The sequence below is a fragment of the Brevundimonas guildfordensis genome, from assembly GCF_014836405.1.
Lineage (GTDB): Bacteria > Pseudomonadota > Alphaproteobacteria > Caulobacterales > Caulobacteraceae > Brevundimonas > Brevundimonas guildfordensis.
On record NZ_JACSQU010000003.1, the window covers coordinates 389,260 to 403,173 of the forward strand.

General features: G+C 68.8%; 14 protein-coding genes. 7 read left to right on the forward strand and 7 right to left on the reverse strand.

Features of this window, described 5'->3' with window-relative positions; translation table 11 throughout:
• Positions 1-2: 2 nt before the first annotated feature.
• From murU to H9656_RS13385, 4 genes are read right to left on the reverse strand one after another with little or no spacing between them, the layout of a single operon-like run.
• Positions 3-728, reverse strand: coding sequence for an N-acetylmuramate alpha-1-phosphate uridylyltransferase MurU (murU, locus tag H9656_RS13370; RefSeq protein WP_404821569.1), 726 nt, complete (start codon positions 726-728; stop codon positions 3-5).
• On the reverse strand, positions 725-1,813 hold the full coding sequence (amgK, locus tag H9656_RS13375) for an N-acetylmuramate/N-acetylglucosamine kinase AmgK (RefSeq protein WP_191744739.1): 1,089 nt from the start codon (positions 1,811-1,813) through the stop codon (positions 725-727). The genes murU and amgK overlap by 4 nt, the downstream gene beginning before the upstream one ends.
• Positions 1,806-2,267, reverse strand: coding sequence for a tRNA (adenosine(37)-N6)-threonylcarbamoyltransferase complex ATPase subunit type 1 TsaE (gene tsaE, locus H9656_RS13380; RefSeq protein WP_404821572.1), 462 nt, complete (start codon positions 2,265-2,267; stop codon positions 1,806-1,808). Before tsaE ends, amgK begins: the two co-directional genes overlap by 8 nt.
• Positions 2,264-3,142, reverse strand: coding sequence for a GNAT family N-acetyltransferase (locus H9656_RS13385; protein ID WP_191744741.1), 879 nt, complete (start codon positions 3,140-3,142; stop codon positions 2,264-2,266). The genes tsaE and H9656_RS13385 overlap by 4 nt, the downstream gene beginning before the upstream one ends.
• A gap of 68 nt (positions 3,143-3,210) precedes the next feature.
• Between H9656_RS13385 and H9656_RS13390 the strand changes: the two genes are divergently transcribed.
• From H9656_RS13390 to H9656_RS13400, 3 genes are all read left to right on the forward strand, one after another.
• Positions 3,211-5,304 carry a dipeptidyl-peptidase 5 gene (locus H9656_RS13390; protein ID WP_191744742.1) on the forward strand — a complete coding sequence of 698 codons (2,094 nt, stop codon included), beginning with the start codon at positions 3,211-3,213 and terminating at the stop codon, positions 5,302-5,304.
• An 88-nt stretch (positions 5,305-5,392) separates the two neighbouring features.
• Positions 5,393-7,501 carry a S9 family peptidase gene (locus H9656_RS13395; protein WP_191744743.1) on the forward strand — a complete coding sequence of 703 codons (2,109 nt, stop codon included), beginning with the start codon at positions 5,393-5,395 and terminating at the stop codon, positions 7,499-7,501.
• 65 nt (positions 7,502-7,566) lie between these two features.
• On the forward strand, positions 7,567-8,217 hold the full coding sequence (locus H9656_RS13400) for an alpha/beta hydrolase fold domain-containing protein (RefSeq protein WP_191744744.1): 651 nt from the start codon (positions 7,567-7,569) through the stop codon (positions 8,215-8,217).
• A 4-nt stretch (positions 8,218-8,221) separates the two neighbouring features.
• On the opposite strand, the gene H9656_RS13405 is transcribed toward H9656_RS13400, so the two are convergent.
• A complete protein-coding gene (locus tag H9656_RS13405; RefSeq protein ID WP_191744745.1) occupies positions 8,222-8,749 on the reverse strand; it encodes an SRPBCC family protein in 528 nt (175 codons plus the stop codon).
• Between the two features lie 110 nt (positions 8,750-8,859).
• Between H9656_RS13405 and H9656_RS13410 the strand changes: the two genes are divergently transcribed.
• The 4 genes from H9656_RS13410 (at position 8,860) to H9656_RS13425 (ending at position 12,823) form a co-directional block, all read left to right on the forward strand.
• Positions 8,860-10,305 (forward strand): AMP nucleosidase, encoded by a 1,446-nt coding sequence (locus H9656_RS13410; protein WP_191744746.1) that lies wholly within the window; start codon positions 8,860-8,862, stop codon positions 10,303-10,305.
• Between the two features lie 160 nt (positions 10,306-10,465).
• Positions 10,466-11,092 (forward strand): hypothetical protein, encoded by a 627-nt coding sequence (locus H9656_RS13415; protein ID WP_191744747.1) that lies wholly within the window; start codon positions 10,466-10,468, stop codon positions 11,090-11,092.
• A 1-nt stretch (position 11,093) separates the two neighbouring features.
• Positions 11,094-11,423, forward strand: coding sequence for a winged helix-turn-helix domain-containing protein (locus H9656_RS13420; protein ID WP_191744748.1), 330 nt, complete (start codon positions 11,094-11,096; stop codon positions 11,421-11,423).
• A 41-nt stretch (positions 11,424-11,464) separates the two neighbouring features.
• On the forward strand, positions 11,465-12,823 hold the full coding sequence (locus H9656_RS13425) for an anthranilate synthase component I family protein (RefSeq protein WP_225212516.1): 1,359 nt from the start codon (positions 11,465-11,467) through the stop codon (positions 12,821-12,823).
• Between the two features lies 1 nt (position 12,824).
• On the opposite strand, the gene H9656_RS13430 is transcribed toward H9656_RS13425, so the two are convergent.
• Together H9656_RS13430 and H9656_RS13435 are read right to left on the reverse strand one after the other, a co-directional pair.
• Positions 12,825-13,382: a TadE/TadG family type IV pilus assembly protein gene (locus tag H9656_RS13430; RefSeq protein WP_191744749.1), complete on the reverse strand. Its 558-nt coding sequence runs from the start codon at positions 13,380-13,382 to the stop codon at positions 12,825-12,827.
• Positions 13,379-13,909: a TadE/TadG family type IV pilus assembly protein gene (locus H9656_RS13435; protein ID WP_191744750.1), complete on the reverse strand. Its 531-nt coding sequence runs from the start codon at positions 13,907-13,909 to the stop codon at positions 13,379-13,381. Before H9656_RS13435 ends, H9656_RS13430 begins: the two co-directional genes overlap by 4 nt.
• Positions 13,910-13,914: the final 5 nt, after the last annotated feature.

A 13,914-nucleotide genomic window follows, 5' to 3' on the forward strand; every position in this document is an offset into this window, starting at 1 on the left:
GGTCAGATCTCCGCCTTGAGCCGCGCCTCGGCCTCGTCGCGCGCCTGCGGGTCGCCGACGTGCATCCAGTCGCCGTCGAGCACGCAGCCGAACAGGCGACCCTCGGCGGCCGAGGCGCGCCACAGGGGGCTGAGCGAGAAGGGGCCCTCGGGGCCCTGGTCGGCGTAATCGGGCCGGGTGATGTGGACGCCCATATAGGCGTAAGGGGCGCTGGCGGCCTCGCCCCGGAAGGTCAGACGACCGTCGTCGGACATGAAGAAGTCGCCGCCGCCCTCGAAGCCGATCGAGCCTTCGCGGCGGGCCAGCAGCAGGGCGGCGTCCATGCGCTCCGGGTCCCACAGGCGGATGAGATCGCCGAGCGCCCCTCCCGGTGTTTTGGCCCGGTCGATCCAGACGCTGTCGATGTTGGCGACGAAGACGGGAGCGTCGCCCAGCAGGGGCCGGGCCTTCTTCAGGCCGCCGCCGGTCTCCAGCAGTTCGGCGCGTTCGTCGGAAATGCGGATCGTCGGGCGGGCGCGGGCGGCCAGGTGGCTTTCCAGCCGGTCGGCGAACCAGTGGACGTTGACCACGGCATCGGTCACGCCCGCCTGAGCCAGTCGATCGAGTACATGGTCGATCAGGGCCTTGCCGCCGACCTCGACCAGGGCCTTGGGCCGGTCGTCGGTCAGGGGCCGCATCCGCGTGCCGAGTCCGGCGGCGAGAACCATGGCAGTGGCGGGGGTCTTCATCGACGCACATCCTCCGGCACGTGGCGGTCCATCCAAGCGGCGACGGCGTCGAGGCCGGGCGCCTTCAGATTGGCGTTCAGGTGCGCCCACATGCGGGGCATGAAGGCAGCGTAGCGCGGCTTGCCGTCGCGGGCGATCAGGCGGGCGAAGATGCCGAGGATGCGCGCTTCGTTCAGGGCGGCCAGACCGGCGTAGGCGGCCGTGAAGGCCTCGCGGTCTGCCTCGGGACGCAGGGCGAAATAGTGGTCGAGCGCCAGGGCCTCCAGCTCGGGCGCCACATCGCGGCGGGCGTCCTGCAGCAGGGAATGGAGGTCCCACGACGGATGGGCCTTCACCGCGTCCTGGAAGTCGATCATCCCGACCGAGGCGGCGCCGGTCTTGCCGCCCAGGCGGATCAGGTTCTCGGCGTGATAATCGCGGTGGGCCATGACGGTCGCGCCCGCCTCCCCCGCCGCCGTGGTCGGGGCCCAGGCGGCGCGCCATTCGGCGATGGCGGCGTCGTCAAAGGCCAACGATGGGATCAGTTTCGGCAGCCATTCGACGAACAGGTCGGCGCCGCCCTGCAGCGCCGTCTGGTCGTAGGTCAGCAGGGGCCAGTCGCCGGCAGGGCCGGCCAGGACCTCCGGCGTCGGGGCGGCGTGCAGGACGGCCAGGGCCTCGACGGCGGCGCGATAGAGGGGGGCCGGATCGGCGCCGGCCTCGATGACGCGGGCGAACAGGGCGTCGCCGAAGTCCTCGATCACGGCCAGGCCGTTGGGGGCGTCGACGGCGACGATCTCGGGCGCCGCCAGGCCGAGCGACTTCAGATGGGCGGCGACGGCGGCGAAGGCCTCGATGCGGCCGGCCGACAGGCGGGCGACGGCGTTCCAGCCGTGGGCGTGGCGTTCTCGCGGCGTCCAGGCCGGATCGCAGGGCAGGCTCTCGGCGGCCGGGGCCTGATCCATCAGCATCAGGGTCGCGCCCGAGGCCGTGGTCAGCCGTTCATAGCGCCGCGTCGAGGCGTCGCCGGGCAGGGGCGCGCGAACGGCCCCGGCCAGCCCGGCCGAGCGCAGGAAGTCGAGACGGAGGGCTTCGCGGTCAGACATGGAGTTCCTTCAGTTTGGCTTCCCACGCGCCTGCGCCAGAAACGGTCGCAAGTCGGCCCTCGCCGTCCTCGGCGATGGTGACCGTCAACCGGTCCGGACCGAGCATCCGGCCGGGATCATCGCCCAGACGTTCGGGCCATTCGATCATGGCGCAGCCCTCGTCCAGCGCCTCGTCCAGCCCGACCTCGAAGGCCTCCTCGGGCCGGGTCAGGCGATAGAGGTCGAAGTGGGCGATGGGCGGATCGCTCTCGTAAAACTGGACCAGGGTGAAGGTGGGCGACGGCACGTCTTCGTCCGGCCGGGTCAGGGCGCGGATCAGGCCGCGCGCCAGGGTCGACTTGCCCATGCCCAGCGGGCCGTAGAGCAGGACGGCTTCGCCCGGCTCCAGCAGGGGGGCTATCGCCTGGCCGAAGCGTGTCGTGGCCTCGGCGTCGGGAAGGGAAAAGATCATCAGGCGAAGGTCGCGTCAGGATCGGCGGCCAGGGTCCGCTCGACGAAGGTTTTCAGTTTCAGGGTGGCGGCCTGGGCGTCGATGTCCAGCGCCAGCGGCGGGATGGGGCGGCCGACAATCAGGTCGAAGGCGCGGCCCTTCTTGTTCAGCAGTTCGTGGAAGAGGGTGATGTCGCGCAACTCCTGGGACACCTTGTCGAACAGGTGGAACAAGCGGCTGGTCGGTCCGGCGACATGGATCGGGATCACCGGCGCCTCGTATTTGCGGGCCAGGGAGGCGGCGGTGGCGGCCCAGTCGGGGTCGGTCAACAGGCCGTTCGGGCCGACGCGGGCCAGACGTCCGGCCGGGAACATGACGACGCAACGCTCGGCCTCGAACGCCTCCTTGGCGGCCTGGAGGGTGGCGCGGGTCTTCTCGCGCGTGCGCTTGGCCGTAACCCATTCGACCGGGACGACGGTCTCCGATAGACCCGGCGAGACGCGCAGGGCGTCGGCGTTGGCGAAATAGATCAGGTCGTTGCGCACCGTGCGCAGGGCGTCGTGCACAGCCAGACCGTCGGCGATGCCGGTCGGGTGGTTGCACACCACCAGGCAGCGGCCCGAGGCGGGCAGGCGGTCCAGATGCGCCGTCCTCACCGTCAGCTCCAGCAGGTCGGAGACGTAGTCCAGCGCCTGGCGCCCGGCCATCGGGCCGATAGCGTCGGCCATGCGGCGCGCCTTGGCGTAGTCGAGCAGACCGTAGAGGCCAGGGCGGACCAGCGGCCAGGCGGCCGATCCCGTCAGCCGGGGCGCGCGCTCGGCGATCAGGACGTCGACAATGTGCGGAGCCGAACTCATCGCCTGCTTGTCGCCGAGGCGGCGGCGGCGGGCAAGCGCCATCCCGCTTGGCGCGGGCGGCATGGCCGCCTATGCAGGAAGCCTGACCATTCATGGGGGAGTGTCGCGTAATGGCCCGATCACGTTGGATGACGGCTGCGGCTGTCCAGATGCTGTTGCTGGCGGGCGGTCTGGCGGCGACGCCAGCTCTGGCGCAGGAAGCGGCCGCGGCGGCAGCGTCTGCTCAAGCCGAAGCGTCTGACCGTCTGCGTCTGAAGGATCTGGCGACGATGGAGCGCGTCGGCGACCCGCGCGTCTCGCCGGACGGACGCCGCGTCATCTATGCCGTCACGACGACGGACTGGGCCGGCAACAAGACCCAGACCAGCCTGTGGGTGGTCGATGTCGACGGCGCTGCGCCCGCGCGGCGTCTGCCGATCTCTGACGGCGGCGTGTCGGGCGCGCGCTGGGCGCCGGACGGGCAGGCGATCTATTTCATGTCCGCGCGCGGCGGATCGAACCAGGTGTGGCGCGCGGACCGCGACGGCATGGCGGCGGCCCAGGTCACGACCCTGCCGGTATCCGTGTCGGGGTTCCGCTTCACGCCGGACGGCAAGGCGCTGGTGCTGGGCGTGTCGGTCTATACGGATTGCGAGACGCTGGACTGCACCAGGGACCGACTGGCTGCGCGGGCCAAGTCGACGCAGCAGGTCTATGAGCGGATGCCTCTGCGGGTTTTCGACCGTTGGGCCGACGGGCGTCAGAGCCATCTCTTCCTGCAGCCGCTGAACGGCTCGGGCTTCGCTGAGGGCCAGCCGCGCGACCTGACCGCCGGGCTGGATGCGGATGTGGGCGTCGGCGAGAGCAGCCTGACCATCGCGCGCGACGGGCGCACCTTCATCTATGCGGCGCGCAAGCAGGCGGACCGCGCGCCCTTCACCAACGACAGCGACCTGTATCGGCTGAGCCTGGATGACGGCGCGCCGGTCAATCTGACCGAAGGGCATTCAGGGCCGGACGGGGCGCCCGCCCTGTCGCCGGACGGACGGCGTCTGGCCTGGCTGGCGGCTCCGCGTGAGAATGTCGGCGGCGATCAGCCGGTGGTGATGGTGGCCGATGCGAACGGCGCGAACGCTCGCGCCCTGACGAACTGGGATCGCGGCCCCAGCGGCCTGACCTGGCGTTCGGACGGCCGGGCGCTTTATGTCACCGCCGCCGATGAGGGCCAGAACCGCCTGTTCGAGGTCGACGCCCGCACCGGCGCGGTGAAGGCCCTGACCGACATCGGCTCGGTCGGCGATTTCGACGAGGTCGGCGGCGTTCTGACCTACGCCCATGAGAGCTTCACCGCCCCGACCCAGGTCTTCATCGCTCGGAGCGGCCAGCCCGCGCGCCAGGCGACGCAGCACAACGCCGAGCTGCTCGCCCGCATCGACCTGCCCCGTCCCGAGGAGATTCGCTTCCCCGGCTGGAACGACGAGACGACGCACGGATGGGTGTTCAAGCCCGCAGGCTTCGTCGAGGGGCGCCAATATCCGGCCGTCTTTCTGATCCACGGCGGGCCCAAGTCGCCCTGGACCGAAAGCTGGTCCTACCGCTGGAATCCGCAGGTCTATACGGCGGCGGGCTATGCGGTGGTGATGGTGAACTTCCACGGCTCGCCGGGCTATGGCCAGGCCTTCACCGACGCCATCAACGACCACTGGGGCGACCGTCCGCTGGAAGACCTGCAAAAGGGCTGGCAGGCGGCGCTGGCGGCCAATCCGTGGATCGACGGCGAACGGGCCTGCGCGCTGGGCGCCTCCTACGGCGGCTATATGGTCAATATGATCGCGGGCCAGTGGAACGAGCCGTGGCGCTGCCTGGTCAACCACGCCGGGGTCTTCGACGTGCCCCAGCTGATGAACGCCATGGACATCTCGACCTTCATCCATGAGTTCGGCGGCCCGACCTGGGACCGCAAGGCGATCTATGACGCCCACAACCCCGAGACCTATGCGGGCCACTGGAAGAAGCCGATGCTGGTGCTGCACGGGTCCAGGGACTTCCGCGTGCCGATGGAGCAGGGGCTGGCGACCTTCTCGGCCCTGCAACGGCTGAACATCCCTAGCCGCTTCGTCCATGTGCCGGACGAGAACCACTGGGTGCTGAAGCCGCAGACCTGGGTCGAGTGGCAGCAGGAGATCCTGGACTGGACGGCCGACTGGACGAAGGAAGCGCAGTAAACAATGGCATGAACAGGAGACTTTGCGGGCGGCGCTGGGCGGTGTTACGCCTTCGGCCAGACATCCCATCCGCACGAGGAGCGCCTGAATGCGCCGCCTGCCCCATCTCCTGTCCGGCCTCAGCGCCGCCGCCCTGCTGACCGCCACGGCCCTGCCGGCCCTGGCCGAGGGGGCGCCCGCCGCTCCGGCCGCGGCGACGGCCCAGGCCACTAGCGCCTTCACTTATCAGGACATGATCTCGGCCAACCGGCTGGGCGATCCTCAGGTGTCGCCGGACGGCGAGTGGGTGGTCTATGCCCTGACCCAGACCGACGTGGCGGCCAACAAGCGCTCGAGCGCCCTCTACATCCTGGGCCTGAAGGGCGAGGCTGAGCCGCAGAAGCTGGCTATTTCCGAAGGCGGCGCCAACACCGCCCGCTGGGGCGCCGACGGCAAGCTGTATTTCCTGTCCAGCCGTTCGGGCTCGAGCCAGGTGTGGGTCTCGGCCGACAAGGGCGCGACGGCGACCCAGGTCACCAACCTGCCGACCGACGTCAACGCCTATCGCATCAATGGTGCGGGCGACGCCGTGGCCGTGTCCCTGGCCGTCTATCCCGACGCGGCCGACCTGACCGCCTCGGTGGCGCGCGGCAAGACCGAGGCCGAACGCAAGTCGACCGGCCAGGTCTATGACCGCATGTTCGTGCGCCACTGGGATACCTGGAACGACCACACCCAAAACCACCTCTTCGTCCAGACCATCGACGCGGACGGCAAGGCGGGCGGCGAGCCGGTCTGGGTCACGAAAGGCTTCGACGGCGACACCCCGTCCAAACCGTTCGGCGACGAGAGCGAGTTCACCTTCGCGCCCGATGGGCAGTCCCTGGTCTTCTCGGCGCGCAAGGCCGGGAACAGCGAGCCGTGGAGCACGAACTTCGATCTCTACAGCGTCGCCGTCTCTGCGCCCGGCCAACTGACCAATCTGACCGAGGCCAACCCGGCCTGGGACACCGGCCCGGTCTTCTCGCCGGACGGCCAGACGCTGGCCTACCGCGCGATGGCCCGTCCGGGCTTCGAGGCAGATAAGTTTTCGATCTTCCTGCGCGACGTGGCCACCGGCCAGACGCGCCAGATCGCGGCCAACTGGGACCGTTCGGCTGACACCCTGCAGTGGTCCAAGGACGGAAAGACGCTCTATACGACAGCGGGCGATGTCGGTCAGACCAAGCTGTTCGCTATCGATACGCGCAACGGGGTGGTCATGCCGTTGACGGGCGAAGGCCACGTCGGCGCCTTCGGTCAGACGCCCTCGGGCTTCGTCTTCGCGATGGACAGCCTGACCTCGCCTAGCGACCTCTACTTCAAGACCTGGCGCGGCCGCGAAATGCCGCGCCGCCTGACCAATGTGAACCCGCAGCTGGCGAACAAGGTCTTCGGCGAGGCCGAGCAGTTCAGCTTCCCCGGCTGGAACAATGAGACGGTCCACGGCTACGTCATCAAGCCGGCTAACTATGTCGAGGGTCAGAAGTATCCGGTCGCCTTCCTGATCCACGGCGGGCCGCAGGGCTCGTTCGGCAACAGCTGGTCCTATCGATGGAACCCCGGCACCTATGCCGGCGCCGGCTATGCGGTGGTGATGATCGATTTCCACGGCTCGACCGGCTACGGCCAGGATTTCACCGACTCGATCAGCCAGCACTGGGGCGACCGTCCGCTGGAAGACCTGCAGAAGGGCTGGGCCTTCGCGCAGTCGAAGTATGATTTCCTGGACGGCCAGAACGCCTGCGCCCTGGGCGCTTCCTATGGCGGCTATATGATCAACTGGATCGCCGGAAACTGGCCCGGCGAGTTCAAATGCCTCGTCAACCACGACGGCGTCTTCGACACCTTCGGCATGGGCTACGGCACCGAGGAGCTGTGGTTCACCGAGTGGGAATACGGCGGCACGCCGTGGGAAAATCCGGAGGGCTATCAGAAGTTCAACCCGGCCAACCACGTGCAGAATTGGCGCGACCCGATGCTGGTGGTTCAGGGCGACCTCGACTTCCGCATCCCGACCTCGCAGAGCCTGTCGACCTTCACTGCCCTGCAGCGGCGAGGGATCGAGAGCCGCCTGGTCTTCTTCCCGGACGAGAACCACTGGGTGTTGAAGCCCGCCAACAGCCTGCAGTGGCACAACGAAGTGTTCGGCTGGCTGGACAAGCACCTGACCAAGTAAGGCTGGGTCTGACTTGGGGGCGCGGTTCGACAGGGCCGCGCCCTTCTGCTTTCCGGGGAGGGGACATGACGCGACGAGGGCTTCTGGCGCCATTGCTGGCGACCGTGGCGACCGCCGCCTGCGCGCCTCTGATCGGGGAAGGCGCGAAGACGCCTGTGCCGTTGGGGCCGCCTGGTTGGCGCACGGCGCGCGCGGCCTATGGCGCCGATCCGCGCCAGACGGTGCGACTATATCGACCGGTGCAGGCGGTCGGCTTGCCCATTCTGATCCTGTTGCCGGACGGCGCGCCCCAGCCGGCGGATGAACGGGCGGCGCGTGATCTGGCGCAGCAGGGCTTCGTCGTTCTGCTGGCCGACCGTCGGACGGCGCCCGGCGGTTCCTATCCAGCCTTCATCGCCGACGCTGCCGCCGCTGTCGCCTGGGCGACGAAATGGGCTGAAGACGTCGGCGGCGATGCCGGGCGCATCGGCGTCCTTGGGCAGGGCGATGGCGGCCGCGCGGCCCTGATGGTGGCGCTGGATCGACGCTATCTGGCGGCGGCCGGGGCGCCTGGCGCCGTGCGGGCGGCGGCGGCTCTGGGCGACTCTCCGCGGCCGGACGCGACCTTCACTGACCCCTCGGCCTATGGCGGGGCCAAGGACGCGGCGTCGATATGGCGCGGGGCGGCGGGCGACCTGGCGGGCGCGGTCGGCTTCCTGCGTGCGGCGCTGAAGTAGCGCCTCAGTCGGCCGCTTCGACGCGCGTCTTGAGATTGGCCAACTGAGCCGACAGCACGCCGTCGACCGGGGCGGCCCAGGCGTCCAGCCCGCCGCTCGCATAGCCGCCGACCACATAGCTCCAGGTCAGGGTCGCGCCCGCGCCTTGCGGCGTCAGCGTGAATGACAGGCCGCCCGCAGCGCCCTGGCCCTGCAGGGGGCCGAGGCCGCCTCGCAGCACCAGTTTCGATCCCGGCTCGACCAGAGCCGTCTCCATGTGACGCGAGATGCGTCCGTCGGCCGCTCGTTCGCACCAGCAGCCCCCCGGCGCGAGATCCAGCGAGAGAGCGGAGTCGTTGAACCAGCGATGGTCGCGGCTCCACCAGGCGTCCGGCGCGACCAGGATGGCCCAGACGCGGGCGGGCGGTGCGTCGAGACTGAGCGTCCCGCCGACCTCGAAGCCGTGCGGCGCGGCCGACTTCACCTCGGCGGAGACAGGTCCGGCGGCCAGCAAGGCGGCGGCGAAGTCGATCAGAAACGGGTGTTGAACCATGGGATTCCTCCAGCCGGACGACAAAGCGCGCGCCGGGGCGTCCGGTCAACTGTCGCGGCGCGGTGTTTCCTCCGTCTCGCCAAGGTCACGGTTTTCCGCTAGAGGAAGCCATGACAGACAAGATGACCCCCCAGGCGGCGCTGGACCGCCTCGAAACCCTCTACAATCAATCCGTCACGAGCTTGCGTCAGGCCGTGAAGACCTTCCTGGCCACCGGCGAGCGCGCCGAACCTGAGGCTCGGGCGGCGGGCCTGTTCGCCTATCCGCGTCTGACCGTGACCTGGCATGGCGAGCGTCCGCAACACCTCGAGACGCGCGCCTATGGCCGGCTGTCGTGGCCCGGCGTCTATTCCACGACCATCACCCGCCCCGATCTGTTCCGCGATTATCTGCTGGAGCAGCTGACCCTGCTGGCGAACGAGTACGGCGCCGTGTTCACGGTCGAGCCGTCGGAACAGGAAATTCCCTTCCCCTACGTGCTGGACGGCTCGGACGTGGTGCTGGACCGCACCATGACGGCGGCCATCGCCCGCTGGTTCCCGACAACGGAGCTGGCCCATATCGGCGACGAGATCTCGGACGGCCTGTGGGAGCCCGGCGAGGAGCATCCGCTGGCCCAGTTCGACGGCCTGCGCACCGACTTCTCCCTGGCGCGGCTGCGGCACTACACCGGCACGCCGGTCGAGGACGTGCAGAGCTTCATCCTCTTCACCAACTACAACCGCTACGTCGACGAGTTCGTGCGCTGGGCCACGGCCCAGATCGCCGATCCCGACAGCCCCTATGAGAGCCTGTCCTGCGCCGGGGGCGTGGCGGTGACGCGCGCCACCGACGACCCGGAGGCGGCCATCATGGACGCCGCCTGGCGCAAGCATCAGATGCCCGCCTATCACCTGACCCGGCCGGATGGGCAGGGCATCACCCTGGTCAACATCGGCGTCGGCCCGTCCAACGCCAAGACCATCTGCGACCACCTGGCGGTGCTGCGGCCCCACGCCTGGATGATGATCGGCCACTGCGGCGGCCTGCGCGGCAGCCAGACCATCGGCGACTATGTGCTGGCCCACGCTTACCTGCGCGACGACCACGTGCTGGACGCGGTCCTGCCCGCCGACATTCCGATCCCCAACATCGCCGAGGTGCAGCGCGCGCTTTACGATGCGACCAAGCTGGTCTCGGGCGCGCCGGGCGAAGAGGTCAAGAAGCGGCTGCGCACCGGCACCGTCGTCACCACCGACGACCGCAACTGGGAGCTGCGCTATTCCAAGTCGGCCCTGCGCTTCAACCAGAGCCGCGCCGTCGCCATCGACATGGAAAGCGCCACCATCGCCGCGCAGGGGTATCGTTTCCGCGTGCCCTACGGGACGCTGCTGTGCGTCTCGGACAAGCCGCTGCACGGCGAGATCAAGCTGCCCGGCCAGGCCAACCGCTTCTACGAAGGCTCGATCTCCGAACACCTGCAGATCGGCATTCAGGCGGTGGAGTTGCTGCGCGCGGAGGGCACGCGGCTGCACTCACGCAAGCTGCGCGCCTTCGACGAGCCGCCCTTCCGGTAAGAAGGCGCTATCGCTCGCCTCGCGGCGGCTCCCTGCTTGAGCGCGCGCTGACGGCTCCCCCTCCGCCCGGAAGGGGGAGCATCGCGCCTGCGTCCAAGAAAGAACTTTACAACATAAAGTTCTTGGCTCATGGTCTGCACCACAGGCAGGGAGAGACGCCATGACCCGCGACCAGGTTCAATCCGTTCAAGACGACATCGCCTATATGAAAGCCCTCGCTCAGGAGGGGCGGCAGGCCCCCCTGTTGGGCGGACGTATACTCGTCACCGCTGGACTGGTGTTCGGCGTGGCGGCGATCATCCACTACGCCATCGACAGCGGTCTGATAGACATGGCGCCGGTCGCCTATCTGATCCTGTGGGGATCGGCCATGCTGATCTTCTTCGGCGCCCTGATCTTCGAGATCCGGCGTGCTGAGGGAAGGCCGGGCGCGCAGTCGGCGGGCAACAGCGCCGCCAGCGCCGGCTGGATGGGCGCGGGCCTGGGCATCTTCGTCATGTCCCTGGCGATGGGGGTGATCGGCTGGAAGACACAAAGCGACACGGTCGCCATGATCTTTCCGTCGCTGATTTTCGCCCTTTACGGCTCGGGTTGGGCTGTGTCGGCGACCATGAGCGGGCAGAAGTGGCAGTGGTATCTCGCGGTCGGATGCTGGATCGCCACGCCATTGATCGCTTTTCTGATCGGCAGCCCGGCGATGTGGCTGGGCTATGCGGCGGGGCTGTTTCTGTTCGCCCTCGTTCCCGGCCTGATGCTGATGCGCCAGGAACCGACGGAGGTGGTCTGACATGACCGCTTCTGAGCCAACGACGGATGCGGCCGACGATTTCGATATCGGCCGCATCGACGAGGTGATCCACGGGCGGGTGCGCCTGGGGATCATGGCTTATCTGGCCGGGGTCGAGAGCGCTGAGTTCGGCGAACTGAAGGCCCGGCTGCAGACCACGGACGGCAATCTTTCGGTGCATTTACGCAAGCTGGAGGAGGCGGGGTTCGTCGTCGTGTCCAAGAGCTTCCAGGGCCGCAAGCCACTGACCCGGGCCAGCATGACAACGACGGGCCGCGACGCCTTCCTGGCCTATCTGGACGCCATGTCCGCTCTGGTGGCGGGCCGCTAGGCGCTGGCGCCGGACGCTGAACCGGCTATGGAGGGCGACGAATGAGCGAGCGTCCTTCAACATCTCACGCGGTCGAGCCGGATCCCTTCTCGGCGCTGATCGTGGAGTCGTGCGGCTGGGTCGGGCCGGTAGAGGTCGCGGCGGGGCTTAACCGCCGCGAGGGGGCGCTGGGACTGATCGCCGGGGCCGACGATCCGGCGGCGCACGGTGGGCGGATGTCGTATGTCGCCTGCGAGCCCGACCTGGTCGTGACCCGCCGGGTGGACGATGCGGCGCCGTTCGAGGCTCTGCGGAACCCGGCCTTTGCGGGCGGCGGGGTCGTCGGCTTGATGAGTTATGATGCGGGGGCCCGCCCGGCGACGGGCGAGCGGGGCGGGGACTGGCCCGATCTGATGCTGGCCCGCTATCCGGCCCTTCTGGCCTTCGATCACCAGACGAAAGAGGTGCGCGCCGTGGGGCGGGGCCGCACCGAGGCGCAGGCGCGCGAGCAGGCGCATCGGGCGGCGGCCTGGCTGGCTCTGGCGCGGGCGCCGACGACGCCGTCAGCGCCGGCTTCGGCCTTCGAGGGCGAGACGGCGGGAGACGTTTATGAGGCCGCTGTCGCTGATGTGGTGGCGCGCATCGCGGCGGGCGAACTTTTCCAGGCTAACATCGCCCGCGCCTGGTCGGGCAGGCTGGCGGCAGGACGGGATCCGTTCGATGTCTTCCTGCGCTTATCGGTGGCGCGCGGGGCGGCATACGGCGGCTTCTGGCGGCTGGGCGATCGGGCGATCGTGTCTAATTCGCCGGAGCTGTTCCTGACCTTCGATGAGGAAAGCGGGCGGATCGAGGCGCGGCCGATAAAGGGGACGCGCCCGCGCGATTCCGATCCGGCGCGCGACGCCGCTCTGGCGGCCGAGTTGGCGGCCAGCTCCAAGGACCGGGCCGAAAATCTGATGATCGTCGATCTGATGCGCAACGACCTGGCGCGGGCGGCGCTGTCGGGGTCGGTCCAGGTCGAGGGGTTGTTCAAGCTGGAACGCCACCCGACGGTGCATCATCTGGTCTCGACCGTCAGCGCCGAGGCGGCCGCCGGATTCGGCCCGGCCGAGGTGCTGGAGGCGACCTTCCCGCCCGGGTCGATCACCGGGGCGCCCAAGCATCAGGCGATGAAGGTGATCGCGGCGCATGAACGGCCGCGCGGGCCGTGGTGCGGCTCTCTGTTCGGCTGGGGGCTGGCCGGCGATCGCAATCTGACGGCGTCGGTGCTGATCCGCACGGCGGCCTTCGAACAGGACGACACGGGCTGGCGCTGGCGCGCTCAGGCCGGTGCCGGCATCGTCGCCGACAGCGATCCGCACGCCGAGCGGCTGGAGACCGGGGCCAAGATCCAGGCGCTGCGCGAAGCCCTGGCGGGCTAGATCAACAGTCGCTGCAGACGACGCGATCAACCGTGCGCGGCCGCAAGAAGTAACGGCGCGACAGGGTGACTGGCCTGGGCAGCACGGCTGCAAACGGCGAGCGGTAGATGTACTGGGTCTCGCCCATGATGACCGTCTGCTCTCTTTCGGCCACGTCGGGGGGCAGGTCGGTGACGAGATTGCCCTTTTGCAGGGGGGGCAGCGACTTTCCGTTGCCGTGGCTCCATTCGACCGTGGCCACGCCGCGTGCGTCGATGGCGATGCTGGTGGTGCGAATAGACAGATCAGCGACAGGGAAGGGGCGCATGATCAGACCGCCGACGGCGTAGATGGCGTTGATGCCGGCGCGATTCGTCCGTTCGCTCTGGGCGATCAGGTCGGACACGACCGAGGCGGCATGGCTGGCGCGGCGTTGGGCCATGAAGCCCTGGCTAAACTCGACCAGGCCGAAATAGAGCAGGATCATCACCGGCGCGATCAAGGCGAACTCGACCGCCGTGGCGCCGTCCCGGTTGCCGGGGAGACGGCGCATAGCGCGGAAATGCAGCCGCCGGCTCATTGATAGGGCTCGTTACGGAAGGCCAAGGTGGTGGTCAGCATCACCCGCCCGTCCTTCGTGCGCGACACCGCCTGGGCGATCATCGGAGTGATGATCGGCTGCTCGTACCAAATGCGGACCAGCACACGCTCCCCGGGGCCGCCGGGCTCAAACTTCAGGCCGCTAGGGTCGAAAAGGTCGCCTCCGGTCGGATCCGGCGGCGCCTTCGTCGGGTCGGTCAGGGCGAAGTCGTCGAGGACGCGTACATCGACGAAGGCGCGGCGGCTGCAGTCGCTGGAAAACAGGCTCATCTCCGCGCAAAATTTGGCCTTGAACTGCTCCGGCGTCAGTTCCTGCGTCTGGGCCTGCCCCGTTCGCACCTGCCGGGCGGCGTCAGAGGCGGCGGTCTCGACCAGGGCGTCGACCAGCAGCATCAGGCCGATTTCCAATATGCCGAACAGCAGCAGGAAGAATGGAAGGGCGACCAGGCCGAACTCAATGGCGTTCGAGCCTTCGCGTCGTTTCCGGTCGTGAGGACGCCGCGCCAAGGCTC

Excerpts from the sequence above, each read along its gene's own strand:
- H9656_RS13390 (WP_191744742.1), top strand. The coding sequence starts at position 3,211 with ATGGCCCGATCACGTTGGATGACGGCTGCGGCTGTCCAGATGCTGTTG.
- H9656_RS13430 (WP_191744749.1), bottom strand. The coding sequence starts at position 13,382 with ATGAGCCGGCGGCTGCATTTCCGCGCTATGCGCCGTCTCCCCGGCAAC.
- H9656_RS13395 (WP_191744743.1), top strand. The coding sequence starts at position 5,393 with ATGCGCCGCCTGCCCCATCTCCTGTCCGGCCTCAGCGCCGCCGCCCTG.
- H9656_RS13410 (WP_191744746.1), top strand. The coding sequence starts at position 8,860 with ATGACAGACAAGATGACCCCCCAGGCGGCGCTGGACCGCCTCGAAACC.
- amgK (WP_191744739.1), bottom strand. The coding sequence starts at position 1,813 with ATGTCTGACCGCGAAGCCCTCCGTCTCGACTTCCTGCGCTCGGCCGGG.
- H9656_RS13415 (WP_191744747.1), top strand. The coding sequence starts at position 10,466 with ATGACCCGCGACCAGGTTCAATCCGTTCAAGACGACATCGCCTATATG.
- H9656_RS13385 (WP_191744741.1), bottom strand. The coding sequence starts at position 3,142 with ATGGCGCTTGCCCGCCGCCGCCGCCTCGGCGACAAGCAGGCGATGAGT.
- H9656_RS13420 (WP_191744748.1), top strand. The coding sequence starts at position 11,094 with ATGACCGCTTCTGAGCCAACGACGGATGCGGCCGACGATTTCGATATC.
- H9656_RS13425 (WP_225212516.1), top strand. The coding sequence starts at position 11,465 with ATGAGCGAGCGTCCTTCAACATCTCACGCGGTCGAGCCGGATCCCTTC.
- murU (WP_404821569.1), bottom strand. The coding sequence starts at position 728 with ATGAAGACCCCCGCCACTGCCATGGTTCTCGCCGCCGGACTCGGCACG.
- H9656_RS13400 (WP_191744744.1), top strand. The coding sequence starts at position 7,567 with ATGACGCGACGAGGGCTTCTGGCGCCATTGCTGGCGACCGTGGCGACC.
- H9656_RS13405 (WP_191744745.1), bottom strand. The coding sequence starts at position 8,749 with ATGGTTCAACACCCGTTTCTGATCGACTTCGCCGCCGCCTTGCTGGCC.